23 protein-coding genes are annotated in these 25,817 nt (G+C 61.3%); 11 read left to right on the forward strand and 12 right to left on the reverse strand.

Annotation, left to right across the window (positions count from 1 at the left end; genetic code table 11):
* The first annotated feature begins 163 nt into the window (after positions 1–163).
* The 3 genes from J7495_RS15195 (at position 164) to J7495_RS15205 (ending at position 3,975) form a co-directional block, all read left to right on the forward strand.
* The gene (locus J7495_RS15195) at positions 164–895 is read left to right on the forward strand and encodes a hypothetical protein (RefSeq protein ID WP_294057543.1); all 732 of its coding nucleotides are present in this window, start codon (positions 164–166) and stop codon (positions 893–895) included.
* Between the two features lie 695 nt (positions 896–1,590).
* Positions 1,591–2,877: a type IV secretion system DNA-binding domain-containing protein gene (locus J7495_RS15200; protein ID WP_294057571.1), complete on the forward strand. Its 1,287-nt coding sequence runs from the start codon at positions 1,591–1,593 to the stop codon at positions 2,875–2,877.
* A 120-nt stretch (positions 2,878–2,997) separates the two neighbouring features.
* Positions 2,998–3,975, forward strand: a complete 978-nt coding sequence (locus J7495_RS15205) for a replication-relaxation family protein (protein WP_294057544.1) — start codon at positions 2,998–3,000, stop codon at positions 3,973–3,975.
* Positions 3,976–4,322: 347 nt separating this feature from the next.
* On the opposite strand, the gene J7495_RS15210 is transcribed toward J7495_RS15205, so the two are convergent.
* Together J7495_RS15210 and J7495_RS15215 are read right to left on the reverse strand one after the other, a co-directional pair.
* Positions 4,323–6,137, reverse strand: a complete 1,815-nt coding sequence (locus tag J7495_RS15210; RefSeq protein WP_294057545.1) for a PEP-CTERM sorting domain-containing protein — start codon at positions 6,135–6,137, stop codon at positions 4,323–4,325.
* Between the two features lie 425 nt (positions 6,138–6,562).
* A complete protein-coding gene (locus tag J7495_RS15215; protein WP_294057547.1) occupies positions 6,563–6,889 on the reverse strand; it encodes a helix-turn-helix transcriptional regulator in 327 nt (108 codons plus the stop codon).
* A gap of 73 nt (positions 6,890–6,962) precedes the next feature.
* Here J7495_RS15215 and J7495_RS15220 point away from each other — a divergent pair, with 73 nt between their 5' ends.
* From J7495_RS15220 to J7495_RS15230, 3 genes are read left to right on the forward strand one after another with little or no spacing between them, the layout of a single operon-like run.
* Positions 6,963–7,340 (forward strand): hypothetical protein, encoded by a 378-nt coding sequence (locus J7495_RS15220; RefSeq protein ID WP_294057548.1) that lies wholly within the window; start codon positions 6,963–6,965, stop codon positions 7,338–7,340.
* Positions 7,337–7,744, forward strand: a complete 408-nt coding sequence (locus tag J7495_RS15225; protein ID WP_294057549.1) for a hypothetical protein — start codon at positions 7,337–7,339, stop codon at positions 7,742–7,744. The genes J7495_RS15220 and J7495_RS15225 overlap by 4 nt, the downstream gene beginning before the upstream one ends.
* 56 nt (positions 7,745–7,800) lie before the next feature.
* Positions 7,801–8,292, forward strand: a complete 492-nt coding sequence (locus J7495_RS15230; protein ID WP_294057550.1) for a hypothetical protein — start codon at positions 7,801–7,803, stop codon at positions 8,290–8,292.
* 149 nt (positions 8,293–8,441) lie between these two features.
* Here J7495_RS15230 and J7495_RS15235 read toward each other — a convergent pair whose 3' ends face one another.
* From J7495_RS15235 to J7495_RS15250, 4 genes are all read right to left on the reverse strand, one after another.
* Positions 8,442–9,296: a hypothetical protein gene (locus tag J7495_RS15235; protein WP_294057551.1), complete on the reverse strand. Its 855-nt coding sequence runs from the start codon at positions 9,294–9,296 to the stop codon at positions 8,442–8,444.
* On the reverse strand, positions 9,286–10,266 hold the full coding sequence (locus J7495_RS15240) for a ParB/RepB/Spo0J family partition protein (protein WP_294057552.1): 981 nt from the start codon (positions 10,264–10,266) through the stop codon (positions 9,286–9,288). Before J7495_RS15240 ends, J7495_RS15235 begins: the two co-directional genes overlap by 11 nt.
* On the reverse strand, positions 10,266–11,378 hold the full coding sequence (locus J7495_RS15245; protein ID WP_294057553.1) for a DNA adenine methylase: 1,113 nt from the start codon (positions 11,376–11,378) through the stop codon (positions 10,266–10,268). Before J7495_RS15245 ends, J7495_RS15240 begins: the two co-directional genes overlap by 1 nt.
* A 333-nt stretch (positions 11,379–11,711) precedes the next feature.
* Complete coding sequence (locus J7495_RS15250) at positions 11,712–12,869, reverse strand: type IV secretion system DNA-binding domain-containing protein (protein WP_294057554.1); 1,158 nt, start codon at positions 12,867–12,869, stop codon at positions 11,712–11,714.
* A gap of 184 nt (positions 12,870–13,053) precedes the next feature.
* Between J7495_RS15250 and J7495_RS15255 the strand changes: the two genes are divergently transcribed.
* On the forward strand, positions 13,054–13,812 hold the full coding sequence (locus J7495_RS15255; protein WP_294057555.1) for a DUF4145 domain-containing protein: 759 nt from the start codon (positions 13,054–13,056) through the stop codon (positions 13,810–13,812).
* Positions 13,813–13,918: 106 nt separating this feature from the next.
* Here the strand turns inward: J7495_RS15255 and J7495_RS15260 are convergent, their stop codons facing one another.
* Positions 13,919–15,574, reverse strand: coding sequence for a recombinase family protein (locus J7495_RS15260; protein ID WP_294057556.1), 1,656 nt, complete (start codon positions 15,572–15,574; stop codon positions 13,919–13,921).
* Positions 15,571–15,816, reverse strand: a complete 246-nt coding sequence (locus J7495_RS15265) for a hypothetical protein (protein WP_294057557.1) — start codon at positions 15,814–15,816, stop codon at positions 15,571–15,573. Before J7495_RS15265 ends, J7495_RS15260 begins: the two co-directional genes overlap by 4 nt.
* A 172-nt stretch (positions 15,817–15,988) precedes the next feature.
* Between J7495_RS15265 and J7495_RS15270 the strand changes: the two genes are divergently transcribed.
* The 3 genes from J7495_RS15270 (at position 15,989) to J7495_RS15280 (ending at position 18,242) form a co-directional block, all read left to right on the forward strand.
* Complete coding sequence (locus tag J7495_RS15270; RefSeq protein WP_294057558.1) at positions 15,989–17,272, forward strand: hypothetical protein; 1,284 nt, start codon at positions 15,989–15,991, stop codon at positions 17,270–17,272.
* A 101-nt stretch (positions 17,273–17,373) separates the two neighbouring features.
* Positions 17,374–17,715: a helix-turn-helix transcriptional regulator gene (locus J7495_RS15275; RefSeq protein WP_294057559.1), complete on the forward strand. Its 342-nt coding sequence runs from the start codon at positions 17,374–17,376 to the stop codon at positions 17,713–17,715.
* A complete protein-coding gene (locus tag J7495_RS15280) occupies positions 17,712–18,242 on the forward strand; it encodes a hypothetical protein (protein WP_294057560.1) in 531 nt (176 codons plus the stop codon). Before J7495_RS15275 ends, J7495_RS15280 begins: the two co-directional genes overlap by 4 nt.
* A gap of 144 nt (positions 18,243–18,386) precedes the next feature.
* Here J7495_RS15280 and J7495_RS20230 read toward each other — a convergent pair whose 3' ends face one another.
* Together J7495_RS20230 and J7495_RS15285 are read right to left on the reverse strand one after the other, a co-directional pair.
* Positions 18,387–18,935, reverse strand: coding sequence for a tetratricopeptide repeat protein (locus J7495_RS20230; protein WP_366811251.1), 549 nt, complete (start codon positions 18,933–18,935; stop codon positions 18,387–18,389).
* A 390-nt stretch (positions 18,936–19,325) separates the two neighbouring features.
* On the reverse strand, positions 19,326–20,465 hold the full coding sequence (locus tag J7495_RS15285) for a site-specific integrase (RefSeq protein ID WP_294057561.1): 1,140 nt from the start codon (positions 20,463–20,465) through the stop codon (positions 19,326–19,328).
* Positions 20,466–20,801: 336 nt separating this feature from the next.
* Between J7495_RS15285 and J7495_RS15290 the strand changes: the two genes are divergently transcribed.
* Positions 20,802–23,498 carry a TonB-dependent receptor gene (locus J7495_RS15290; RefSeq protein WP_294057562.1) on the forward strand — a complete coding sequence of 899 codons (2,697 nt, stop codon included), beginning with the start codon at positions 20,802–20,804 and terminating at the stop codon, positions 23,496–23,498.
* A gap of 146 nt (positions 23,499–23,644) precedes the next feature.
* Here the strand turns inward: J7495_RS15290 and J7495_RS15295 are convergent, their stop codons facing one another.
* Entirely contained in the window at positions 23,645–24,550 is a 906-nt protein-coding gene (locus J7495_RS15295) for a flagellar motor protein MotB (protein WP_294057563.1), read from the reverse strand.
* Positions 24,551–24,734: 184 nt separating this feature from the next.
* Entirely contained in the window at positions 24,735–25,598 is an 864-nt protein-coding gene (gene motA, locus J7495_RS15300; protein ID WP_294057564.1) for a flagellar motor stator protein MotA, read from the reverse strand.
* Positions 25,599–25,817: the final 219 nt, after the last annotated feature.

Raw genomic sequence — 25,817 nt, forward strand, 5'->3', positions numbered from 1 at the left:
AGGCTCTCGACCGGCTCGATATTTCGCAAGGTCCGCTCGTCGACACCCCGCCACCCGCCCAATCTTCCAGCCGCCTGCAAAGGATCGGCTCATCCATTTTCAAGTAGTCTCTCCTTGACTCCAAAGTCGTCTCCCGACGTGCTTGCGCCTCGGGGGAATAGACATGCATCTGAAGATACGACGTTCCCAGCGCGAAGGCGGCGTGATCATTCCGCGGCTCATCTTTTGCCTGGACGCGCGGGTCGAGTTCGCCGCCGAGGAGCGGCAGAACATCATCCGGCACAAGCTCCAGAACGAGGCCATATATCGCAGCGGGGCGCAGCGCCGAGCCGCCGAGGGCAGCGCGCTGGCTGCGGCGAATGCGCGGGCGCGCGGGATCGAAACGAGCGATCTGGACAGCTTCCTCACCTCAACCACCGACACGATCGGATACGGGCTGAAGGCGGTGGCGCTCGACGCCGTGTCGAGGCTCCGCCTGACCATCACGGTCGGGACCCTTGAACGCGGCCAGCATATCGAGTGCCGGAGCATGGACGAGCTGCTCGGCGCCGAGCAGGCCATCCTCACCGCCTGCGAGAACCTGAAGGCATATCTCGACGCGGCGCTCACGTTCGACGGGCGGGAGATGATCCTCGACTTCTCGTCAGGCGAGGCGGTCGTCGTCGCGCAGGCGTCGCCCGAGCCCCTCCTCGCCGTTCCCGGCGCGCTTTCCCGCGCCGGCCACGCGCCCATGCTCGCCGGCCCCGGCGAGCCGCTTCCGAACGTATGGGAGCCGCGGAGCAGCAACCCGGCCATCGCCGCCATTCAGGGAGTGCTCGGCGCGCCGCTCCCGGTGCGGCTGGCGTGGGCGGCCGGCATCCTCATCCTCTTCTACCTATACGGCGCGATCACCTGATGGCGGGCGGCGCCGGGCCCTCGGTATACGTGCCGTGGCTCCGGCGCTTCGGAAACGAGCGCACATGGGAACTGCGCGAAACCCGGGAGCTGTACGCCCGCGTGCGGGCGCATCAGGACGCGATGCCCGAGACCCTGGCGTCCTTCTGCCGCGGCCTGGCCGAATATGCGGGCGACTTCCCCGAGGCGGCGCGCCCCATCGTCGCGCAGGCCGTGCGGGCGCTCGCCGCCGCAGAAGGGCAGATGTGGGACCTTCCCGAGCCCGCGCTCGAGCGGATGACGATGCCGGAATTCGTCGAGTACCGGAACCTTCTCTACGCCAAGGAGCACTTCTTCGCGAACCGGGCCGAACAGCTCGACCTGCTGCACGATGCGCTGTCGCGCCTTCTGTTCGGCATCGCGGAGGCGGTGCCTGCGCGCGGGCGCCCGTCGCCCTTCACGATCCCCCTAATCCATCTCCTGCCCGAGCCGCGGCTCACGGTCGAGCGCATTTGGGGCACCCTTGGCGACTATCACCCCCACGGGCTGTTCAAGGCCCTCTGCCGCCGGCTGTACCGCAACATGTGCGCGGTGTCGGGCCGCGATCCGCACGACCCGAGCGCCCGCCGGCCGCTCGTGATGCCGACCCAGAGCGCGCTCCCCCTCGACCAGCTCGCCGATGCGTATCTGGGCGGCACGCCCTTCCATGCGATGCTCATGGCGCCGGTGCCGCTCCCGCTCACGTATGAGCAGAGATATTCTCATATGCACCTCCTGGGGGGATCAGGCGCGGGCAAGACCACCCTCATCGAGGCGCTTATCCGCGACGACCTCGCCTCAGACGACCCGCCGAGCATCGTCCTGATCGATCCTCACTCCGACCTCGTGCGGCGGCTGGTGCGGTCGGAGCTCGGCGACGACCGCCGCGTGATCCTCATCGACCCGCGCGACACCAAGTATCCGCTGGCGCTGAACCCCTTCGCGCTCAACCAGGAGCGCCTCGCCGCATATGACGAGGCCACGCGCGAGCAGGTCTCGGCGGGCGTCATCGAGACCTTCGGCTATCTCTGGAGCGGGCTCACCAACCTGACCCTCACCGGCAAGCAGGAAGTCCTCTTCCGCTACGTGACTCGGCTCATGCTCTCGCTTCCGGAGGCCGAGGGGCGCAATGCCACTATCCTCGACATGCTCAAATTGATGAGCGACCCCGCGCCGTATGCGCGGGCGATCGAGCAGCTTCCCGAGATCCCGCGCGACTTCTTCCTGCGCGACTTCGCGAGCAAGGGCTTCGAAGGGACCCGCGAGCAGATTCGCTACCGCCTCCAGGCCATCATCGAGAACCCGACGATGGCGCGGCTGTTCACTGCGCCCGAGACGCGCATCGACTTCTTCACGGAGATGAACCGCGGCGCCGTGATCCTGGTCGACACCGCCAAGGACTTCCTCAAGGAAGGGTCGGCGATCTTCGGCAAGCTCCTCATCTCGCTGATCCTCCAGGCCGTCATGGAGCGGGCGGCGATCCCCGAGGCCGAGCGCACCCCGACCTTTATCATGGTGGACGAGGCGGGGAGCTTCTTCTCGTCGAACATCGACGACCTGCTGACCGAATCTAGAAAATACAAGGCGGGAATATTGCTCGCCCACCAGTATATGGATCAGGCCAGTTCCTCGCTTCGCGCGTCGCTCGCCGCGAACACCGCCATCAAGTTCGCCTCGGGGCTTTCGGCCGCGGACGCCGCCGCGATGGCGCGCGACATGCGCACAACCGCCGACTTCATCCTCGCCCAGCCCAAGCTCCAGTTCGCCGCATATATCCGCGGCGCGACTGCATCGGCCGTGTCGGTGCCCGTTCCGCGGCCCCGGCCGCCGAGGGAGCGCTCCCGCGAATCGCTCGAAGCGTTCATCGCGCGCAATCGCATGCGCGTCTCGGCCGTCCAGGCGACCTTGCCGCCTCCGCCGGTCGCGCTCGCGGGCCCCGACGAGGATATTTCGGCGGATTGGTAGAAAAAGCGGGCGGCGCATGCCGGCACATGGCGGATCAGGGCCCGGCAGGCCTCCTCATGCCGACCGGTTTCAAGCGCGCGATACGTGCATATGGAGCGTGTCCTTCACCGGAGGACGCTCATGGCCAGCTCGCCGCTATACGACGCCGCCGCGGGCGATACGCCCGCTCCCAAGGATGCGCTTGGAAGGCGCAGGCGCGTGGCGCCGCCCAATCCATCTTCCGGGCGCTTGGTACTCACCGAGGCCGACTACCTCATCTTCGACGCAATCGACCGGCACGGGCCGCTTCCGAGCCACTACCTGTACGAGTTCACCAAGCATCTGCGCCGCGACCGGTCGCACCTCCAGAACCGCCTCACCGAATTCTATAACGGGGACGCGGGCGGCTCGTACCTCGTGCGCCCGCCCCAGCAGTTCGCCAGCTACCACGCCCGCTATCAGCACCTCGTGTACGACCTCGCGCCGCGCGCAAGCGCCATCCTCGCCGAGCGGAGCCCATCCCTGGCGCCCCGCCGCGCCGACCCCTTCGTCCACCGGCTCATGGGCGCCTGCGTGGGCGCCTCCTTCGAGCTGACCGCGCCCGCGCTCGGCCTCCGCTATATCAGCCAGCGCGAAATCCTCGCGCACCCGAAGGCGGCGGCCGCGCGGGCGAGCGCCAATCCGCTCGCTATCCAGACGCCGGCCGGCACGCTCATCCCGGACGGCCTCTTCGGCCTCGAATATCCCGGGAAGGGTTTCCGGTTCTTTGCGGTGGAGATCGACCGGAACACCGAGAGCATCGAGCGCCGGAACCTCGCGCAGTCGTCCTTCGCCCGGAAGATCGCCGGCTACCTCGCAATACTGCGCACGCAGGCGTACCGCGAGCGGTGGGGCGTGCCGAATCTCCATGTGCTCACCGCCACGACGAGCGCGGCGCACGCCCGCGCACTCCTGGCGCATATCGGCCGGCATGCCGGCGACGCTGAAGCTGCACGGTTCGGCGTGGCGGTGGTGTCGGGGTTCGGCGCGCATTGGCGGGCGCCGAGTAAAGTTCTTTCTGGGGTGCTTACGGGAGCCTGGTGCACTCCGCTGACGGACAAATTATTGTCGACAGGTTGAACGCAAAACGCCAGAAAGCATGGTAATGTGAACGAAGCGATTAAGATTAATTATCTAAATTAAGTTTATGCACTCCGAACGATCAATGTTCATAATCATTAATTTTTGTGTAATTATTTCATCAGCCCTTCCGCTTGGTTTGATTTTACCGATAGGCATGGTGTTTTATAGCAGCGGATTTAACTCCGCGCTTGAACAATCCATCACTGATACATTTATTACCATGCTAATGCGCTATCCCTGGATCGCGTCAATTAGCGTGGTGGCATCGATCATTGCGTATGCGATAGGGCGGCTACGATTGGCTTACATCGTGCTCCTTACAGGGCCCGTAGTCGCCTACATTTTCATAGCGTTGCTCTTTGTCGCCGCGGTTGTCGTATGACCCCAGAAACTGCGCGGGAGCGCATGCGGAGCTGCATTCCCGCAAGGAACAGTCCGGCGAGCATGAGCGCCCAAGTCTGAGGCTCGGGAACGGAAGGGACGGGCGCTAGAGCTTCGACCGACGCGGCGAAGTTTCCGGAGGTTCGGAATCGGAGGTCAAACAAGATGGCTTCCGAGAAATTAGCGCGCCGACCTAGCGAGTCCAAGCCGTACACCGAAAAGCCCGTGGCGCCTTCATCAAAATAAAACCAGGAAAGCGACGTCAAGCTCGTTTCGGCGCCCCACCCGTTGGGACCATATGCCGAAACGACAAAACTCGAAATCCCGTTGAAATTCGGCAACTGCAAAGAGTGAAGGAAAGGAGACCCTTCATCTACTGCGAAAAGGTACCCGCCAGCCGGCGGTGGATCAAATAGCAATTCGGCAAGCTCGTCCGCGTAGTCGGCAAAATGTAATAATATATTGCCTCCAATTACGAGTGCCCCGCCTAAAATTTTTATATGTTCCAGCTTCGGCCCTTTTATATCATTCTCGATAGCGGTGTTCATTTTCATGGCGTCCGCCAAAATCTTCATGCCATGATCGTGAAGCGCTTCAAGCGCCGACACCTGATCGGGCAGATTGCCATCTAACGGGTGTACGGTTTTGGTATCGCCGAGTTGATCACCGACCAATGAAACCGCGTCTCCCCAGAGCCGATAGTTGATTATCTCCGTAGCGGGACGCCCGGACAGCCCATCAACAACACTGATCTCATCCTGCAGCGCGGATACTAACTTCGCCGGCCCAGGTGCATCAAAGGCTACCGCCCTAAATTTGGAAGCGTTCCCGAGTAGTTCGGCGATCGCTCCTCCTAGCGAATGACCAGTGAGCGTTATGTTGGAGGTTCCATATTGCTTTTCGACGGCCGCGAGAAATTCCGCCGCCTTCGAAGCATAAATCTCCATCGCAAACGATGGAATTCCAATATAAAATGACTGATCCGCAAGGAAATCTTTAAGACCAGAAAGGGTTTTTGGTTCAGTTCCGCCGAACGCAACCACAATCTGATCGCCGTTTTTGTATGCTATTGCAGTGAGGCCTTCGCCCGCAGGGGTGCTCATAACTTCGGAAAAGCGAGTCTCGTTAACATTCCCGTACGCCGAAAAGCTAAGCTGAGCCAATTCTTTATCGGTTGGAGGGGCCATACCCGAGCTGATAGTGAATCCGTTTACAACTCCCTCTCCCGCAGGCCCGCACGGGGCGAACTGGGTGCATGCGAGGCCATAGAACGTCCCGGGCCGATACTCGGTTGAGGTGTCGGAGTAGGAAACTCCTGGACCGGGCAGGCTGGTAGTCGAGAAATAACTGCTCGGGAATATGGTCAATACCTGAAGAAGTTTGTATGAATCCGGCCTGATGTTGAAAGTAGCCATGCCGGGATACGGGCCGCCCTGGATTGCTATAGAGGATATAAACTCCGGAAACCCATAGGAGGACACGGTATCCGTCCCATAAAATGGCTCAAACTCGGTCGAGGTAAATGAGAAGCTCGTTATTGCGCCATTGTATGTTGACGAAGCGTAATCGGAATACGTCGGATGGGCGCTCTGCTCGTAGGTAAACCATCCCGATACAGGCGTTGAATGAGTCTCGTAGCTGCCGGGGTCGAATGGATTACCATATCTGGTTTCGTAAGAGCCCGTGAATTCGAATTTTAACGATTGGGCCTCTGTCGGAAGGGGAGCGCCTGCTAATGCAAGCACGATCCCAGCAGCTAATGTCGCTCGCACCAGCATAATATGCCTCGTTTTTGTGAAATTCCCCGTATTCGAGTCAGGCATTGTAAGCTATCGCGCATTATTTCTCAAATCTGTTGAGTGAGAGCTGAACTGCTGGGCTTAACTCTCTTAAATATATAAACCTCAGCCGACCCGGCCCTACGGATGGCAGAGCCTTTGTCGATCTGTCACATACTAAGAACTGCATTAGCGACCGGATCTAAACTTTCGGGGTCGAGCCAAACCCGAGGGCGGCGACAACGGCTCAGTATATCGCGGGTCTTAGCGCCGGACATCGAAGGCGTTTTCGGATCGGTCCTGTCCAAAGCACCTCTGGGCAAACTGGATGCCTTCGACGGAACAGGCCTTACAATTGATCCATACGCAGCGGCCGGGCTGACAAATAGACCACGCCGACTTTTGCGCGGTCATCCAGACCTCTTCTAATCGAGACCGCGCAGAATGTTGCCCGGTTCAACATCTAGCGCTCGGCAAAAGCGCACGAATTCCCACACATCGAGGCGGCGCTGGCGACGTTCGATCCGACTGATGAAGGGCTGATCCTCGCCGTACGCAACCGCTAAATCCGCCTGGCTCATACCCAGCTCTCTGCGGCGCGCGATGAGACGATCGATGATCTCGATATAGGGCGCTTCGAACGCCGACTTCCGGGCCGCGGGCATACTTGCGGCCACTGGCAGGGCGTTTTGAGATAGTGCAAAACGCCCTATGGCAAATCTCCCTATTCCGTAGTAGAGCGAGCTTCGCATTGGTCAGGGGGGAGTGATGCATTTAGGGGACGCATCTAAAGCGCCGGCCTTAGGCGGTATCGTAGTTGCCCTGGTGGCCATGATCTTCACGTCGCCGTCCGTCGCGAGCCAGAAGATATACCTCAGCATAGGTCTCCGGGTCGGGGCCTATGTCCACGAAGCTACGCCGTGCGGGCAGGCGTCGAACGCCACCCTGATGTGGTATGACGGGCGATACTTCTCCGCTGGGCGACTGCCGAACGTGGCACCGCGCCCGGCCAAGGGCGGCGGCTGGACCGGAAGCTATCGCAATCCGGAGGACGGGACCCGGGAGACCGTCTCAATCGTCTTGCGCGGCCCGACGCGCTTTACCTGGCGCTCCCGCTGGGGCCGCTTCGCCTACCGCTTCTGCCCCAACCCGTCCCTTCCGGGCATGTGGCGCGGCATGACTCCTCGCGAGTACGTGGAGTGAGGCGCCTCAGCGCGGTCAAGCCGCGGGTCCTCGTTGTGGTCGGTGGCATCGTCCTCCTGCTAGCCCTTTTCGCCATCAGGGAATATTCCCTTCGGCGAACGCCGGTAGGCGTATGGTCGGACGGAAATACCGAGCTGACGTTTCTCGACGATGGAACTGCCGTCGTGGACGACGGGCGGGCGGCGAGGCCGCTCACATGGAAGAGCCTCGGCGGCAACCGATTCATCCTCACAGCCGCCGGCTTCATGCCGATGAGCGCGACCGGGTGCTTCGCGGCGAATGAAGTTAAGCTCCGGAGCGGGGCCCAGGATCAGATTTTTCATCCCGGTCCCCGCGGCACGCCGATCCGCGTCATCATGCCGGCGGGCGCGTGGTTCACGGGTCCGACCACCTGCGATCTTTGACGCCGGCAGTCTGAGTCGGATGAGCCGACCGATGCTGAGATACCTTGGAGAGGCCGATGAAACGCATGCTCGGGGCCGCACTGGCGGCAAGCCTATTCGGAACTAGTCCGTCGCCCGTGTACCTTACCCCCGACGGGTACGGCTCCGCACGGCTCGGTATGCCGGTACAACAGATCACGGAGATGCTGGGAACGCTTGAGGACGGCCGGGGCGACTTCAACTGCCTCGTTGCCCGATCCGGCAAGGATCGGGGCGTGCGACTCTTGTTCATTCGCGACCGGCTGGCGCGGGTCGAGGTCCGCGCGCCGAGCCGCGCGAGGACGCCGCGCGGCATCGGGATCGGATCGACCGAGGCGGAGGTGCGGCGCGCCTATGGTCCGGGACTGCAAGTCGAGGCCAACGAATACGAGCCTGCCCCTGCGAAGAATCTCACCTTCTGGACGCATCCTGACGCGCGCGGGGTCCGGTTCGAAACGGATGCGTCGCAACGGGTCGTCGCCATCTATGCCGGCGATCGGACGATCCGCTATGCCGAGGGCTGCTCGTGAGTACGCGGCGCATATTCATGCGGTGGGCGCTGCACCTCCCATGGCCGGATACGCCATTTGTCCCTCGGCCGGCTAAATTTCGCGTGATTACAACGACAATGCCGTTCGCCGAAAATCGTCGGATCGACGATTTACGTCGCCGCACAGTTTTAGCCGATGTGGACTTGAATTTTATATCCTTTTGCCTGTGCAAGCGATCGCAGCTTAACTGCTAGGTCGATAGCGTCCAAAAATCCCTTACGGCACTTTCGAATCTTTTCAGCCGCCAGTTTTGCCGTGTTGGCCGGATGGCTGACGGTATTGCGAAACTCCGCAACGAACTCGCGTGCACCACCGAGCGCAGCTCGATGGCCGGCCAACGCTTGGGCGCCATACATATCATCGATCCTATTTGCGAGCGCCTGATTGGGAGGCGCCGCCCCCAAGTCCCCTGCTTTAACCGCTTTGGTGCCAATTGCCCGAATAACTGCCTCCACAATCTGACCAGCGTCTTGCAGACCCTGCGTTTCGTTGGTCTGATAAACCGTGTAGGCGGATCGAAAGGCCACTTTGAGCGGTCCACTCAGCCCGGAAATCGCGCGGTCGAAGGCGTCGGGAGAGATATGTTGCGCCAACGGGACGCAGGGATGCTGAATTACGGCTTTGCCTTCGTCGTCGACGGTAATAATTCCAAAGCCATGATTCTTTAATTGAGCTACCTTCTTGTGCTTGGGATCACCAAGAAATGCCTCCAAGGTACAAGCTTGGTAGACCGATATCGGAAAATCAAAATGGCTAATTTCGTGGGCCGCCCCTTTGAGGCTCTCAGGATATAAATTATCCTCCACCTCGACAGCCACGATCTTAAATTTCCCGACCTTCAAATAAAAGCTCGGCCTCCACATAATTGTGTCGTCGATACCCTGCTCGATTTTGACGCCGTTATTGCCATATCTCCCTTTGCAGAACGCCAGAGAGTGGTTCGCAACGTCTCGCAAGCGGTCGCTGAGCGTATCAAAGGCCATCGACGGCCCTCAGCACCCGGTCGATCAACCGGTTAAGGTCGCTTAGGCGTTCACGCAGTTCATCTCCGATCGAAGATTCGTCATCGCTTTCGATTGTAGCATCGAGATATTCATATATCGAATCAACATTTAGCTTAATTTTCCTCTCATCGTATCTCGTTTCAAACTGCTCCGCGTAAACGTCGTGAATACTGACGGGCTTTGTTAGGTCGAAGATGTCGATGATGGCCTTTCTAGCCTTATCCTCCCGCACACCGACATTGCTAATGGAAGTGGCAATTTTGGATAGCTTACGGAAATCGGTAATATTGTTTATTGTGCCGCTCTTGAATTTCTCAATCAATGCGTCTCGCGCACCATTGATATCGGAAACGGCAGCAGGAACACGCTTCTGAACGGTCTTGAGGGCTTTTTCCATTTCAATGAAAAAATCTTCCGACAAGCGCTGAAGGTGCTTCGGGAGCGCAAGCTCTTCTTCGAGAAGACGTCGGTAATGATCAGGCAAATCAAATAGAAGTCGACACCTCCGAATTTGCCCGCGGGTCAAGCCCGTCATTTCACTCAGATCTTGCTCGTTAGGCTCTTTCCCGTCGTTTTCCGCGATGAACAGTTCAATTACATCGGGAAGTTTGTTCGCAATCGTCAAATAATCCCACTGCTCCCGAAGGGCGTGAATGTTGAACATTAAGAGCAAATTGTTCAGCCGCGTGGGCTTTGGCTGAACCAATGCTGGAATTTTCTTGAGGTTTAACTTGAGAGCAGATCGCCATCGCCGCTCACCATCAATCAATACGTATTTTCCGTCGTCTTCATAGACGGTTATTGGTACTTGAATGCCATATCGTCTGATCGACGCTATAAGCGTATCCATCTCTTCGGGCCGAAAGAACAGCCGTGGATTCTCCGGATTTCGGTCGATTTTATCCGGAGATAGGTCTCTAAGCTGGCCGTGAGGTTGCTTTTCAGACATCACACACGCCCCAGATATATTTTTTCAACTACGGCCGATTTCGCTTGGCCCTTGGACGCGCCAAATGTGGAGTGATCATGGCTGATGGCGTGGCAAATTTCTACGTCTCGATATGATCTTCTCAGTAGGTCTTCAATTTCGAAGCCCTTCGAATATGCCAGCCCGTTAGTGGGATAGCTCAGTACTAAGTCGGCACCTAGCCGCGCCGCGCTTCCGACCAGCGCTTCCAAAGAGGCTACAGATTGGCTCTTCAGCGAGAATTTCGTGACAAATCTCCCATCCCTGTAGACGCCCGCGCCACTCGTGGAAGGGTAGTCGTAAAGAAATAATGTTTCAAGAACATGATAATATCTAGAATATTGATCGTTAGTATATGGCGGATCTGCGTAGATAACGCTCGGCTTCATCTTCTCGCTAACGAGGCGAGGTAGTAAAGTCAGGGCATCCTCATTGAAGGATCGATTTTGCGACCGCCAAATATCATCACCGACCGGTTGCATTTCTTCATTTGATTCAAGCCATTCCTGCCAAATCATTCGCCGCCGTTGCCGCTGGAACGTCCGAAAATTGTTTAATTTCGGCGACAGGAACTGGGCGAAATGGCCGGTCGTGGTGGACACGCGAAGCATAGTCCTGCCCAGCGCGATCATGAGCCAACGCTCAGCATCTTCCATAAGAGCTGTCGGCGTATACCCCCGCACGGCTTCGACTATAGCATCTATTTCGAGAGCCTGTCGGAGGCCGAAAAAAGTGTCCGCATATTGACGAGTGAACAAGCTAGGGTAGCTGACCGGCGTGGCGATCGGGCTATGATTTAAGGCGCTCCTCAACGCGCTTCTTGCAACCGCGAACTCCTCAAAAGTGCTGGCCGCTAAGGCGTCGCTTTCGATCTCCAGATGGGCACGCCATTTTTCGCTACCGCGCGCCAGCGCCTCATGGAATCTCGTATGATAGATATCGGCTATCGATTGCGAACGAAGTGGCAAAACGCGGGATGTGAAAAGAGCCGCTCCGACTTGCGAAGCGAAGACCTGTGCATCATTTGTCCAAACTTGCCTGGTCGGGCCTACTGCCTCACCGACGGAGCACATACCAGCGAAGACATCGAGCATTGGCCCGGCGCGACAGTCTGCGAGCACATCCGCCACAGTCCCAGCAAGCTCGCGCTTGGTACCCATATAACTTATACCGACGCCCATCCGTAGCCCCGCTACGCCCCTCCAGGGCATTTCGAACGGCGCGAACTTTAGCGATAGCGTGATAAACGACAAGCAATCCGTTGTCATATCGCTGTCATAACGATCCATTTCGGTTTGATCGTTTGGAGAACCTCGACCGCGCCAGAGCGGCCTAGGGCCATCGCCATCATGCGCAGGAATTGGCGAAAACAACGCGCATTTGATGGTCTTAGAAGGTCTTGCTACGTTATCGTTGGCATCTCGAAGCTATAGCGGCACCAACTCCCCGCTGAACACCTTGCTCGGCGCGCCATCTATCATGATGCGGGCGTAGAAGTTGCGGTTGGGGAGGTTGATGAAGTCGCGCGCCTCGAACGTCGGCGCGAACTCCCGCGCCAACAGCGCCGCGTCCTCCACGCCCGTCCGGAAGGCGATGAGCGAACCCGCGTTGCCGAGCACGGCGTGGCGCACCTCCGGGTCAAGCTGAAAGCTATGCTGTGTCGCAAGCGTAATCGCGACCCCCGCCTTGCGCTGATCCGCCATCATGTTCGCGAATGAGAGGGTGGAGAAGGCCTGGAACTCGTCAACATACAGGTGGAAGGGGCGTCTCTGCTCGGGCGGCAATTCCAGCCGACTCAGCCCTGCCAGGCCGAGCGTGGATACAAGCAGGCTCCCCAGCGCCTGACTGCTGTCGCTCCCCAGCCGGCCCGTGGACAGGTTCACGAGGAGCGCCCCGCCCTCGTCCATGATGGATCGGAAGCGGAGATCGACTTTCGGCGCTACGAATACGCGATACAGCGCCGGGTCGGACAAAAGCGCGCCGAGACGGTTCTGGACAGGGGCCAGGGCCTCGGCCGCATACCGGGGCGGATAGTTCGCGAACTCGCTCTTCCAGAAGGCTCGGACAACCGGATTGCCGATCCCCGCCACCACGCCGCGGCGGAACGCCTTGTCGGCGTACATGCGCAGGATGTCCGGAAGCGTCGAGCCGTCGCGCTCCAGGAGCGCATACAGGGAATTGCGGAGCACATGCTCCATGCGCACGCCCCAGGCGTCGGGCCAGAGCTTCTTGAAGGCTTCCATGAGCCCCGATGCCGCGAGCGGGATCTTGTCCGGGCGCACCCGGCGGAGCGGATTGTATCCGTACGGGTTCGCGGGATCGGCGGGGTCGAAATAGGTCGTGCATTCGCCATCGAGCGCCACGCGCAGGCTTTCCGCCAAGTCCCCGTGGGGATCGAGGACGGCGAATCCGCGAGCCGCGCGATAGTCTTGTACCGCAAGTTGTTGAATTAACGTAGATTTGCCTACGCCGGTTTGGCCGAAGGCAATCAGATGCATCCTCAGGTCGGCGGGCTTGATCCCGAGAGTTTCTGCGCCGCCGTGATGGTTGGCTGTGCCTATGATGATGTGCTCCCGAAGCGCCATCTCCTCATTCTCGACGCGAAGATTATTGCGGCTAGTGCTGCGGAATTGCCGATTGGCATCCAGTTTGCCACTAGGCTGTAGGTTCATAAGCCCGTGGCCATAGCCTCATTGATCCCTCGGATTTTTCGCAGGTAGTTCCCAAAGCCTGACGATCGCCATATCTCCCGTTCATTAGGGGAAGAGCATGACCGTTAATCGAGAATACTGGCGGGAGAAGTTCGGCCAACTGCCACACTGGCCATGTCCCCTCTGCAAGAAGGGCAACTTGATCCCCATGCCTGATAAGGTGATCGTTGAAGAATCTGGCCCATCAAAAGATGCTCATGATCACGTCAATTGGGAGCCCGATTGGGTAATTCAACGCTTTGCTGGCTTCCTTCAATGCAGCAACAAGGATTGTCGCGACGTCGCGTCCATTAGTGGAAACACACCCGTCAATATCTACGAATATCAAGACGAGTATGAGCACCATCAGACGATCTCCGACCTCTACGTGGTCAAGTCCATCTTCCCCGCGCCGATCCCGATTGAAGTGCCAGAAGCTGTTCCCCAGGACATCAAAGAGGCCGTGGAAGGAGCTTCGGCGCTGGTGTGGGCCAGCAATGAGGCAGCGGGTAATCAGCTACGACAAGTCGTTGAACTGTTCCTTACCCACGAAGGCATCCCTGAGAAGGCTGCCAACGGGAATTACCTCACGGCGCACAACCGTATTCAGCAATTCCAGAAAATCGATTCTGAGAACGGTGATGCGCTTCTCGCGGTCAAATGGCTGGGAAATTCGAGCAGTCATCCCGGGGGGCTCACTCGAGATGATGTATTGGACGCTTTCGACATGATCGAATTCGTCTTTGAGAACCGCTACGCGACCAAAAAAGCCGACCTGAAAGCGAAAATCGCATCTATATTGGCAGCAAAGGGCCCGCCGAAAAAGGGGAAGCCCTGACCGTTAGATACCGCGCGGCCTTAGGGCGTCCACTATCGCATAAGTGGCAAAGCCACCGACCGAACACGTACGTGCTTTCAGAAACGGCTGAGAGACGAGGGCGCATTTAAATTCCTTCAGACTGCTTCTTGGCGATTTCCTCACGAGCTGCGGTTCCAACAGCCTCTACTAGGGCGCACAGAGTGGGAACGAGAGCCGCTGGAGGCTCATTTGAGCTCTTATCCGAGCCGTTTTCTTCCAGTTCCACCGCCCGCATTTTGCGCCTTAGTGTGGGAAGCCGCTTTTGTAGTTCAAGGTAGCGGGGAATGGCTTCAATGCTCAGTTTCCCATCGCGCAACGAGCGGTTCCAACTAAATTCCGTGAGCGTCTCCCGCTTTGCCGGCAGTTCTCCGTCCACGAATCGCACAAGTGCATGGAAGGCAAAGTCGAATGTTCGCGCAACGAGGGGCACCCAGTCATGCTCAGTGATTGCCTCGGCGGATTGTGCACGCAAACGGGCAATTTCTGCGCGAAGCTGGGGTCGCCGCGATTGGAACTCCGTGTCGTCGATCTGCTCGCGCAGGCGTAGATCGGTAAGAACGCCGAGCTGGCGCTCCGCCTGCGCCAAGGCGCTTTCACGTGATGATCTGATCGCCATGTGGGCGGCTCGATCTCCTTGCTGATTGCGTTCGAGAAACTGGAGCGCCCAATCCCGTATCTTCGGCTCCATGGCGACGAGCGCCAGCTTCTTGCCGATTTGGGTCTCGATTGAATCGACGTTGGTATAATATTGAGAGCAATCGCCTGATCTTGCGCCGATGCAGTAATACAGCACGTAGAGCTTGGTATCGCCGCTCTTAAGGCGCTTCTCCTTTCGCGTCGCGCTGATGAGTCTGCCGCACTCGCCGCAACGGATCATGCCCGTGAACGCATATTCGTGATAAATGCGATGTGGCTTGCCCGGGCGGCCCAAAAGCGCCTGCACGCGATCGAATTCCGCCATGGTGATCATTGGTCGATGTTGGCCGACTTCATAGCGGCCGCCGTAGGAGATCACGCCCGCATAGAAGGGGTTCGTGAAGATGCGGTAGAGCGCGCTAAGCGCGAGCGGCATGCCGCCCGTGTGGCGAGTGAGCCGCGTCCGGTACCCCCACTCCTCGTTGAGGAGTTGTAGAATGTGCCGGGGAAGATAGTCGCCCGTGAGCATGAGGCGCCAGGCGCGCTCGATGAGTGGGAAACGCTCTTCATCAACGAGGATGTAATTGGCACCCCGCTCATTCAGCTTGCTGTTTAGGTAGCCTTGCGGCGCGCGGCCGGGCATCCATCCCTTCTCGACCTTGCTGTCCAGCCCTCGTTTAACGTTCTTGGAGAGGTCGCGAACCATCTGGTTGGCGATGCCGAACTCCATGTAGGTGATGAGGGCGTTGTCCTCGCTCCAATAGTCCCGTTCGCTGGTCTTGATGTGGCGGATCTCGCCGCGCTGAAGCATGCCGATGATCGCGCCCGCCTCATCGGGGTTGCGCGCGAGGCGATCGAGTTTCCAGCAAATGATGCCGTTCACAACGCCGGATCGCAGATCGCGCAACAGGGCGTTGAACTGAACGCGCTCCCCGGGAGCCTTGGCGGACTTCGCCTCGCTGTAGCGCTTCGCGATGTTGAGGCCAGCACCTGCGGCCATCCTCTCGCACCAGCGCTCCTGGTCGTCGAGCGACTGAATTTGGCGCTCGTCTGATTCCGACGATTTGCGCCCGTAATATCCGTACCGCAGATCGCGGGGGTTCATGCATCGAGTATATCCGACAAACCCCATTTGTGCAGTAAGGCGCGGGCCCGTTCAAGCTGTCCGTAGGTGATGGGGCGGTAAACCAGGCTCATGAAACGCACGAGACTGGTAGCAAGTTCGGCGGCTTCCTCGTGCTCCAGCCGGTCCCCGTACACCTCAAGAAACAGCGCCTGAAATGACTCCACGTCCTCGACGGTCAGGTTCGGCCGAGGCGTGGGATCGGATGGCGGAGGCTGTTGCATGTCCCCGACGTCCCTCATGTCCTGTGCGCGGGAAGGGCGTTCCATTCCCGCACGATGAACCGAACACAGCGGCCTGCGCAGGGCGGTGGAATTGCCGTCGTCCGTTGATTCTGCCGCACTGCCCGCACGTCCGCATGTTCCGCATGCTATCGAGATGAGTACGGAAAATCCTGTGCCGATCGTCGCCGAGGTGCGTCCGGACGCCACCATTATCGAGACTATCTACGATCCGATCGAAGGTGCGACATCATTCGCCGTGTGCGATCCGGAGGGCCACATTGCGGTCCTGCCGGCGTTCGACCTTCCGGATGGGCGCCGGCTCGTGCCGTACTCGGCATCGAACAACCTGCTTACTTCGGGCTGTGTCCTTCTCCCTTCGGGCGTTGGGGAGGTTGGGGACGTTGGGGAGCTGGTGGCGGACATCCGGCGCTATATCGCCCGCTACGTCGATGTCTCGGCCGAGTTTCTCGCGCTCGCGCCCTACTATGTCCTCCTGTCCTGGGTATACGACGCCTTCAAGGAAGTGCCGTACCTGAGGCTTCTGGGGGCATGGGGCAGCGGGAAGACCCGGGGCCTGCTCACGATCGGGTCGATTTGCTATACGCCGTTCTTCGCATCCGGCGCGTCGACCGTCTCGCCCATATTCCATATTCTCGATCGCTTCCGCGGCACGCTGGTGCTGGACGAAGCCGACCTACGCTGGTCGGACACCACTAACGAGTTGGTGAAGATACTCAACAACGGCACGGTGGATGGCCTGCCGGTGCTGCGGACAATGACGAACCGGCACCGCGAATTAAATCCGCAGGCGTTTCGCGTCTTCGGCCCGAAGCTGCTCGCCATGCGCGAGAGCTTCCAGGATGACGCACTCGAAAGCCGGTTCATAACAGAGAGCACGGCCCGCCGCGCGTTGCCCACAGGCATCCCGCTTCACACGCCCGATACACTAGCAATAGAGGCGCGTTCGCTGCGCAACAGGCTTCTCGGCTATCGCCTGCGCTACCGGCATGCGGTGGGCCCCGACGGAGCGCGCGCGATTTCCGGAGTGGACGCCCGAACTAATCAGATGGCGTTGCCGCTCCTTTCCCTGATCGAGGACAACGAAGAATGCGCGCGTATCGCGGCGTGGCTCGCTGGGCTTTCGGGCGCGCGTGATGAAGCGCGCGGCCAACTGCCCGAGGCGCTGGTGCTCGCCGCAGTCGTGGACGCATTTTCGCATGAGACCGGGCCGTACGTCTCAATCGCCGACATCGCGCGGCGCTTTAATGATGCCAGCATAGCCCTGGGGAGGTCGCCGATGACCAACAAGTGGGTAGGCGGCGTCGTACGGCAGGCCTTCGGGCTCATGACGAGCAAGTCGAACGGCGTGTACGGCATTCCGCGCGCGCAATGGGCCAGAGTTCAGAAGCTCGCGGCGGCTCGCGTCGTGCCAGCGCGTTTCGATCTCCCCAGCTAATTCCCCAATGGAGCCGCGAGGCAATTCTACCGCACTGCCGAGCGGGGCGCGGTTTCGCGACGATGGGGAAGCGGCAGTCGCCGCGCCTAACGACCATCCCTATGCACAAACACAACAAGCTGCGCGCCGAGCGCAAGTCATGGGCGCTTGATCAAGCAGAGATCGCCGCGCTCATTGGTATCTCTCCGGGCTCCCTGCACAAGTTCGAGCGCGCGCACCGCAGGCCCGGAACGCTGGAAGTCGCTATCGGGCTCGAGCTGGCGCTCGGAAAGTCGCTAGCTGAGCTGTATCCGCGCCTCGCCGGTGCGATGGCCAATCGCATCGCGCATAACGCGGGCGACCTGAGCGCACGCCTTGAGTTCCGAACCGGGCCGGTCGCGGAACGCAAACGCGAGTTCCTGGGGGAGCTGGCGGAACGCCTGCATAACGCGCTTGAAGCATGAGCGCGGCGCCGTACCGGGCCATCACGCTCGCTATTCATCCGAATTCCCGCGGTTTCGGCTGGGCGGCATTCACGAGCCCTTTTTCGCCCTATGATTGGGGTTCGGTAAGCCTGAAAGGGAAGTACAAAAACGAGCGCTGTTTGGATCGCGTACAGAAGCTCGTGCGCCAGCTCACGCCCCAGACCCTCGTACTTGAGGCCTTCGAGGATGGGTCGGCGGCCAATCGACCCCGCTTCGTCGGGTTATGTCGGGCGATCGTCGCGCTAGCGACTGCGGAAGGCATCGAAGTAGCCGCGTACCGCTTCATCGATGTGCGCTCCTGCTTCGTCCATCTGGGCGCTATGAACCGATACCAGATCGCCTGCGCTATCGCGCGGCAGTTCATTCAGTTCGCGCATTACTTGCCGCGGAAGCGCCGGCCCTGGGATAGTCAGGCTTGGCGAGCATCTCTTTTTTGCGCCGTGGCGTTAGCGCTCACGCACTACCAGCTAGATGCACGGGAAATTCTGAGACAACTCTCCGGCTAAAGCCCAACGGGCTAGTGCGCCGCTCTCGCGGTCAACTGTTGTATCGACCCAAGCAAATGAAATTCAGAGCCAGCTTACTATTTCATTTATTTTTGAAATGAGCGTAGAAGAATTGTGCTTCCGATCCATTTTTTTGATGCTCAGCTATAGTTGTCTCATGCGATCTTTCAAGCGATTTCTGTACTGACATCCTGTCGGATAGCCTTGCTCGCAAAATCTCTCATAATATCTTAAGGCGATATTATAATCTCTCTCCACGCCGAAGCCATCCTCGTACATACTGCCTAAATTAAAGCAGCTGTACCTCATTCCGCCATCGCACGCTTTCCTAAAGTAAATTGCCGCCTGTGAATAATCCCGTGATATATTTCGCCCCCGATAATACATTATCGCGAGATCGTCGCAGCTTTCGAATTTACCTCTACCACATTCGTCCTTAAGGCGTGAAATGTCGACGTCATATTGTAATCCCTCCGCCTGGCTCGGCGATTGGGTTGGTGCGGGCGTGGAAAGGATCGCCGTTTCGGAAGGCTTCTGCCAAGTTGGCTTTGGAAGATCAGGCGGGCAGGCCGGAGCGGTGGGATTAATCATGCACGTAATATATTCAATGATCCCGACCTTCGTGGAGGCCCACACCACTTGGTTCAATATTAGAAACGCAATTGGTAGCAAAATGGCCAAAACCGCGGCCATTCGGGTTCGAGGAGCATGATTTCCGCGGCTGATAAAAAAGGCAATGCACGCGCTAAAAAATACGAGCAGACAATCTAAGATAGCAATGTCGCCCACGCGCTAAACCTTCCGACAGGCCTCAGTAATCCACTTTGTCGAACGTCGGAGTATAGTTCGCATAAAAGCTCGTCGATGTGAATTTTCCCTCTACCTGAGGTCTGAATATCTCGATCGCATCGAGACCGAGAGTGGCCCTCGCGGGGATGGCGGACCTCATGCGGCCAAGGCCGGCGCCTTCGAAACCCCATATGCCGTTCTGATAGGTAAAACTGGGCGATGGCACCGCCATCGCCCTAGGTGTTGATCTGGATGGTACTAGCCGATCCAGCCCGAGAAGAAATCGCTCGGGCGTCAGACATCAAGCAGGAAATTTTGCCAATTTTCTAGAAGATTGCGCCGCTTCTCCAGCCGATCCGACCGCTGATATGCGCCCACGACCCCGGTATCCACGACATGTCCCAGGACGGCTTCCTTGACCGCGAAAGCGGCGTCGGTCTGCTCTTCGCACCAGGTACGGAAGGTTGATCGGAAGCCGTGGGGACGCGCGTCGTATCCCTGGCGCTTCATCAGGGTTGCCATGGCGGCGTCTGAGAGGGGCTGGCCCTTGTAGGCGGGGAAGAGGTGGTGCTTCGACTTCTTCCGGCACTCCTCCGCGACCGCGAGCGCCTCGCCGACGAGCGGCACGCGCCTCTCGATGCCGGTCTTCGTGCGTTCGGCCGGAAGCGTCCAAATGGCGCCGTCGATCTCGTCGAAGGTCGCCAGCCGGACCTCGCTCGTCCGCGCGCAGGTCAGGATGAGGAAGCGCAGGGCGAGCGCCGATACGCCCTCGACCGTGAGGAGCCATTTGTAGAAGGCGGGGGCGTCGGCGTACGGAAGCGACGGGATGTGCTCGGTCGTATGCCGCTGCTTCCCGAGAAGCGCCCGCGCCTTCATACAGGCCTGCATGTCCACCGACAGACCGAGCGCCGCGGCGTGCTTCACGGCCAGATTAACGCGGTTGAGCGCCTTCGCCGCCGCTTCGGGCTTCTCGTGCCACAGGGGCGCGAGCAGGTCCCTGAGGACGTGCTGATCGAGGTCCTCGATAGCGTGGGTGCCGATCTTGGGGATGACGTGCGTTTCCAACGGCGACATCCAGCGCCCGGCCTTGCCGTCGCCCTTGAGCTCTGCCTTCCGGGCCTCGAAGCATCCTTCGATCGCTTCCTTGACCGTGAGCCGGCGGACGCCGCGCTTGGCCTTGCGCCGCACCTCGATCGGGTCTTCGAGCCCGCGCGAAAGTTTGCGCGCCTCGGCCGCCTTTTCCCGCGCTTCGGCGATCGAGACGTCGGGCCAGCGGCCGAGCCCCATCTCGCGGCGCCTGCCGCTCACGAAGACCCGCAGGACCCACTTCCCGCGGGCGCGCTCGGACTTCACGAGCCACAGTCCCTGGCCGTCGCCATAGCTGCCTTCGGGGGCGTTCTTGGCCTTGAGCTGGGTCAGCACGTTGTACTTCATGGCCCCCCGTTCAGTCCCCCGTTGTATGAGAGAAGTTGTGTTAGCACATGCGCAGGTATGCGCATAGTTCTTTGTGATCGCAGGCGCTTAGGGTCGGCATGAGCAGCTATGTACCCCTCAAGGGTGCCTCTCGACCGCACCAGTGAAACCCGGGAGAAGCAGCGCCGAGCCGGTGCTGCACTGCACCGAATCTCCTCGCCTCCGGCATAATTTTGCGACAAGTGGCGGATAGAGCCCGGCGCGTCCGCGTTGCCCGATAGACGCGCGCGGGCCGTTGAAACGCGGGTTGGAGACGGGGCAGCGATGCTGAAATGGGGTTGTGCAATTTCCGGGCTGATGATCGGCGCGCTCTCGATGGCGTCGGCGGCCCAGGCCCAGCAGGCGTCCCAGCCCGTTCCGAAGCCGACGCCGGCGCCTGCACCCGCCCCCTCGCCCGCCGACCAGTCGGGTGATGCCGAGGGCGGCGATTCGGACGAGATCATCGTCAACGGCGAGCTGCGCGGCGCGGTGCCCGGCGACATCAAGCCCGAGCAGCAGTACAGCCAGGCCGATATCCGTGCGTACGGCGTCAGCTCGGTCTCGGACCTGATCACCCAGCTCGCGCCGCAGACCTATAGCGGCCGCGGCAGCGGCGGGCAGCCGGTGATCCTGCTCAACGGCCGCCGCCTCGCCAGCTTCGCCGAGATCCGCGACATCCCCACCGAAGCGATCGAGCGCGTCGACATCCTGCCCGAGGAAGCCGCGCTCAAGTTCGGCTATCGCGCCGACCAGCGCGTGGTGAACATCGTGCTGCGCCAGCGCTTCCGCGCGCTTACCACCGAGCTGGGCGGCAGCCTTCCCACCGCGGGCGGTAGCAGCGGCAAGCGCGGCAGCGGTGACATCCTCAAGATCGCCCGCGACAAAAGGATGAACGTCGACGTCCAGTACCAGTCGAACTCGGCGATCCTCGAGAGCGAGCGCAACATCGCGCCGACCGCGGGCGCGACGGTAGACCAGCGGCCGTACCGCACGCTCGTCGGCCCGTCGCAGGCACTGACGATGACGGGCACCTATGCCCAGAACCTCTCGGCGCACACCTCGCTCTCGGTCAACGCGCGGCTCGAGCAGACCCAGCGCGACAGCTGGCTCGGCCTGCCGCTCGCCGGCGGCGACAATCCGCTCATCCGCAACAGCAACAACCGCACCGCGCACGCCGGCGTCACGCTCAACGGCGACCTCGCCAAATGGCGCTGGTCGGTCACCGGCAACTACGACCGCGTGACGTCGGAGACGCTCACCACCACCAACAACCCCGCCGCCGATCGCGCGCATTCGGTGTCGAGCGTCGGATCGGTCGACGCGCTGATCAGCGGTCCGCTCGCCAAGGTGCCGGGCGGCGACGTCAACGTGAGCTTCCGCGCGACCGGCGGGACGAGCCAGTTCGACAGCAGCTCGTTCCGCAGCGGCATCGCGCGCAGCGGCTCGGTCGGCCGCGACCGCGTCGACGGGCTCGCCAACATCGACATCCCGATCACCAGCACGCGCAACAATTTCCTGAGCGCGATCGGCGATTTCGGGATCAACGGCAATGTCGAGGTCGAGCATCTCTCGGACTTCGGCACGCTGACCACCACCGGCTATGGCGCGCGCTGGGCGCCGATCTCGCAGGTGCGCTTCATCGCCTCGGTAACCGACGAGGAAAATGCGCCGAGCGCCTCGCAGCTGGGCGATCCGGTGGTGTTCACCCCGGCGGTGCGCGTGTTCGACTTCGTCCGCAACGAGAGCGCGGACATCACCACGATCACCGGCGGCAACCCGGCGCTGGGCGCCGAGAAGCGCCATGTCTTCAAGCTGGGGGTCAATGCGCGGCCGCTCGACAAGACCGACCTGACGCTCAACGCCGATTTCGTCAAAAGCACGTCGCACAACGAGATCGCGAGCTTCCCGGGGGCGACTGCCGAACTCGAGACCGCCTTCCCGTCGCGCTTCGTGCGCGCGTCCGATGGGCGGCTGCTGAGCATCGACCAGCGGCCGCTGAACTTCGAACGCGCCAGCCGGTCCGAGCTGCACTGGGGCTTCAACCTGACGCTGCCGATCAAGTCGTCGCTCGAGCGCGCGATCGAGAAGGCGCGCGGCGATTTCGAGAAGGCGCGCGACGATGCGCAGGCGGCGGGCAAGCCCGCGCCCGATCCGCGGGCCTTCTTCGCCGACATCATCAAGCGCTACGGCGCGGGCCGGCCCAACCTCGGCAACAGCATCTTCGGCGGCCCGATCTTCGGTGGTCCGGGCGGCGCCGGCGGCCGCGGTCCGGGCCAGGGGCAGCAAGGTCAGGGCCGGCAAGCTCAGGGGCAGCAGGTCCCGGCCCAGCCCGGCCAGGGCGCGCCCGGCACCCCGCCTCCCGGTGACGGCCAGACCGCGCAGGCGGGCCAGGGCGGCCAGCCCGGCGCGGGCGGTGTCCGCGCCGGCGGCGGTGGGTTTGGCGGTCCGGGCGGGGGCGGCGGCTTCCGCGGCGGTGGCGGCTTCGGCGGCGGCCGCGGCGGGTTCGGCGGCGCGAACAGCCCGCTCTCGGGCCGCCTACAACTCAGTCTCTACCACACCTGGCGCTTCAGCGACCGCGTGCTGATCAGCGACGCGCTGCCCGAGCTCGATTTTCTCGACGGCTCGGCGCAGGGCAGCTCGGGCGGCGAATCGCGCCACGAGCTCGATCTGCAGGCAGGCTATACCAAGAACGGCATGGGCGTGCGCTTCACCGGCCATTGGGAAAGCGCCACGCACGTCGACGGCGGCACCGCGGGCGCGACCAACCGGCTCGAGTTCGGCAGCCTGGGCACGCTGGGCGTGCGGCTGTTCGCGGACATGGGCCAGCAGATCAAGCTGCTGCGCGAGCACCCTTGGCTGCTCGGCGTGCGCGTCTCGCTTGGGGTCGACAACATCTTCGACGCCAAGCGCCGCGTGACCGATTCGACCGGGGCGACGCCGCTCGGCTACCAGCCCGACCAGCTCGATCCCAATGGCCGGGTGATCCGCTTCACGATCCGGAAGCTGTTCCTCTAGGTGTCCGTATTGAAAACGCGCGCGACGGCGCGTTTTAGGCGGTACCGGCCCGCTCCCCCTCCCGGCCACCCAACGTCAGTGTATTCTATGGGTGGCCGGGAGGGGGGCGGGCCGGTACCGCCATGCGCCGCGAGGCGCATTCAAGCTCACTGCCCGAACGCCCCAGCGCGATAGAGCAAGGTGATCGCCACGCGGCGGTTGCGCGGGTCGGCGGGGTCCTTGGCGATCATCGGCTCGCGATCGGCGACGCCTTCGATGCGGGCGAAGCGCGGCTCGGGCACGCCGCCGGCCTGGAGTCGGCGGCGCGTCGCCTCGGCGCGGCCGCTGGAGAGCATCCAGTTGTTCATCGCCAGCGGGTCGCCATAGGGCAGGCTGTCGGTGTGGCCGCGGATCATGATCGGGTTCTCGAGGTCCCTGATCGACTCGGCGATCAGCCCGATCAGATTGTCCGCGGCGGAGACCAGCTGCGTGGTGCCGACGTCGAACATCGAATAATCGGCGTCGTCGAGCAGGTCGATCCGCATGCCGTCGCGCGTGGCGGTGAAGCGGACATGGTTGGCGAGCTTCGCCAGCCGCGTGTTCGAGCGCATCTTCTCCGTCACCGTGTCGCGCATCTTGGCGAAGTTGCGCTGATCCTCCAGCGCGATCGCGCGCTTGTCCTTGAGCGTGCCCTTGTCGCCGGTGCCGACCTGCAGCCCGCCCGTCGCCTCGACCGGGACGGTCATCGATCGCGTGCCGGTCTGCGTGGCCTTCTGGGGGTAATTGTCCTTGCCGCTCAGCGCATCGCCCTTGAGCACGCCGTTCGAGCCGGCGCTGTTCTGCTTGAAGTCGATCAGCGTTGGGGCGAAATAGTCGGCGAGCGCCTTGCGCTGCTTCTCGGTGGTGGCGCCGAGCAGCCAGAGCAGCAGGAAGAAGGCCATCATCGCGGTCACGAAATCGGCATAGGCAACCTTCCAGGCGCCGCCGTGATGGCCGCCGTGACCTTCGACGTAGATCTTCTTGACGATGATCTTGGGCTGGAGGTTCTGCCCGTGCGGCGCGCGTCCGGCCATTATTCTGCGCCTCCGGCGCGGCGGCACCGGCCCGCATCGGGTGAACGGCGCCCCGCGCCGTTCAGGCCATGCCGGGGGCATGGCCGGCCCAGATGCGCCCCACCCGGCCACCCATCCAGGATACGCTCGTGGGCGGCCGGGTGGGGGAGCGGGCCGGTGCCGCTCTGGCGAAGCCTGTCAGCCATCAGCGCCCCCTGAGGCCGTCGAACACCTCGCCGAAGTTCGGCTGGTTGTGGTGCGCGATTCCCGAGCGCGCCGCCTCGATCACCAAAGGCTGCGGATGGCCATGGAGCGAAGCGATGATGATCTGCTTCACCACGTGATAGATCGCCGAATCGGCGTCGATCACCTGCTGGAGCCGCGTCGCGAGCGGGCCGACGATGCCATAGGCGAGCAGCACGCCCATGAAGGTGCCGACCAGCGCCGAGCCGATCATCCCACCCAGGATCGTCGGCGGCTTGTCGATCGAGCCCATCGTCTTCACCACGCCGAGCACCGCCGCGACGATGCCGAGCGCGGGCAGCGCGTCGGAAAGCGACTGGAGCGTGCCCTGCGGCCCCTGGACGTCGTGGTGGTGGGTCTTGATCATGTTGTCCATCACCTCCTCCACCGCATGCACGTCGAGCGTGCCCGAGGAGACGACGACGAGGCGGAGCGTGTCGGCGATCAGGTTGATCAGCGTCTTGTCCGCCACCAGGCGCGGATATTCGGCGAAGATCGCGCTCGAGGCGGGGTCCTCGACGTGCGGTTCGAGCGCGATCGGCCCTTCGGTTCGCAGCATCTTCATGAGCTTGGAGACCAGGAAGATCGTGTCGAGATAGTCCTGCTTCTTGTACTTCGGGCCCTTGAGCACCTTCACGAAGCCGCCGCCGAGCGCCTTCAGCTCCTTCATCGAATTGCCGATGATGAGCGCGCCCAGCGCGGCGCCGCCGATGATCAGCATCTCGTGGGGGATCGCCTCCATCACGGGGCCGAGCGCACCGCCGGTGATCGTGAACCCACCGAAGACCATCACGAGCAGCACGACGAGGCCGATGATCGGAAACACTGGTGCTCACTCCCCCTGCACGTTCATGGTTAGGAACGGCCGTTTTCTGCGGAACTTGAGGGGAAAATTGCGCCTGTTGCGTTCCGCACTACCCCAAAGGCCGTCATCCCGGCGAAAGCGAGGTCTCTGCGAAAGAGGGTGACTATCGATGTGTGATCTGATTCGATGGGAGGGAGCATCGGAGGTGTGGGATGGAGCAGCGAGGATTTGCGGAGGCGT

The sequence above is a fragment of the Sphingomonas sp. genome (assembly GCF_017745215.1).
Taxonomy (GTDB): Bacteria; Pseudomonadota; Alphaproteobacteria; order Sphingomonadales; family Sphingomonadaceae; genus Sphingomonas.